The sequence below is a fragment of the Neisseria sp. P0021.S006 genome (genome assembly GCF_051956895.1).
Genome location: NZ_JBQCWZ010000321.1, coordinates 1 through 1,500, shown reverse-complemented (window position 1 = coordinate 1,500; position 1,500 = coordinate 1). Strand labels below are relative to the sequence as shown.

The 1,500-nt window shown below is 50.8% G+C and carries 1 protein-coding gene; it reads left to right on the top strand.

The window, feature by feature from the left end; genetic code table 11:
- On the top strand, positions 1-1,378 hold a 1,378-nt coding region (locus ACTHUM_RS13725), incomplete at its 5' end, for a 2-isopropylmalate synthase (RefSeq protein WP_440403138.1).
- Between the last annotated feature and the right edge of the window lie 122 nt (positions 1,379-1,500).

Genomic DNA, 1,500 nt, shown 5'->3' with positions numbered 1-1,500 from the left:
GGTTAATGCGATTGCCAAAATCATTACCAAATCTACAGTTTGCTCATTAGCTCGTGCGGTTGAAAACGATGTGCGCAAAGCAGGTGAAGCTGTTTCCCCCGCGCCGAAAAAACGTATTCACACTTTTATCGCCACCAGCCCCATCCACATGGAGCACAAACTGAAAATGAAGCCGCAGCAAGTCATCGATGCGGCAGTCAAAGCGGTGAAAATCGCCAAAGAATACACTGACGATGTGGAATTTTCTGCCGAAGACGCCGTGCGTTCGGATTTGGACTTCCTTGCCAAAATCTTTACGGCGGTTATCGAAGCGGGCGCGACTACCATCAATATTCCCGATACTGTCGGCTACTCCATCCCTTCCGTATGGTACGAGCGTATCAGCAACATCATCAAAAGCGTGCCCAACGGCGACAAAGTAGTCTGGTCGACCCACTGCCACAACGACTTGGGTATGGCGGTTGCCAACTCGCTGGCTGCTGTTCAGGCAGGTGTGCGCCAGGTGGAATGTACCATCAACGGTTTGGGTGAACGTGCTGGTAATGCCAGCCTTGAAGAAATCGTGATGGCGTTGAAAGTGCGTCATGATTTGTTCGGCTTGGAAACCGGCATTGATACCACGCAAATCGTGCCGGTATCGAAACTGGTATCTACTATTACTGGCTATCCGATTCAGCCAAACAAAGCGGTAGTCGGTGCAAACGCTTTTGCACACGAATCAGGCATCCATCAGGACGGCGTATTGAAACACCCTGAAACCTATGAAATCATGACTGCCGAATCAGTCGGCTGGTCAACCAACCGCCTGACTTTGGGCAAACTCTCCGGCCGCAGCGCATTCCGCAGCAAGCTGGCGGATTTGGGTATTGAATTGGAAAGCGAAGAGGCACTGAACGCCGCGTTCGCCCGCTTCAAAGAACTCGCCGACAAAAAACGCGAAATCTTTGATGAAGATTTGCACGCTTTGGTGTCTGACGAAATGGGCAATATGAATACCGAAAGCTACAAATTCATTTCCCAAAAAATCAGCACTGAAACCGGCGAAGAGCCGCGCGCCGATATTGTGTTCAGTATTCGCGGCGAAGAAAAACACGCTTCCGCTAGCGGCTCAGGCCCTGTTGATGCCATCTTCAAAGCCATTGAAAGCGTGGCACAAAGTGGCGCAACCTTGCAGATTTACTCTGTCAATGCGGTAACTCAAGGCACGGAAAGCCAAGGCGAAACTTCCGTCCGCCTGCAACGCGGCGACCGTGTGGTCAACGGCCAAGGTGCGGATACCGACGTATTGGTGGCAACTGCCAAGGCCTACCTCTCCGCATTGAGCAAACTGGAATTCGGCCAAGCCAAGCCAAAAGCGCAAGGCAGAGGCATGATTTAATGCTTTGAACAAGTAAAGGCCGTCTGAAAACGTTGTAATACGTTTCAGACGGCTTTTTTATTAGTCCGAAGAACCAGCTCGGTTATTGAAGTTTCAGCAGCCTATCTTGTTCGACGGACAAT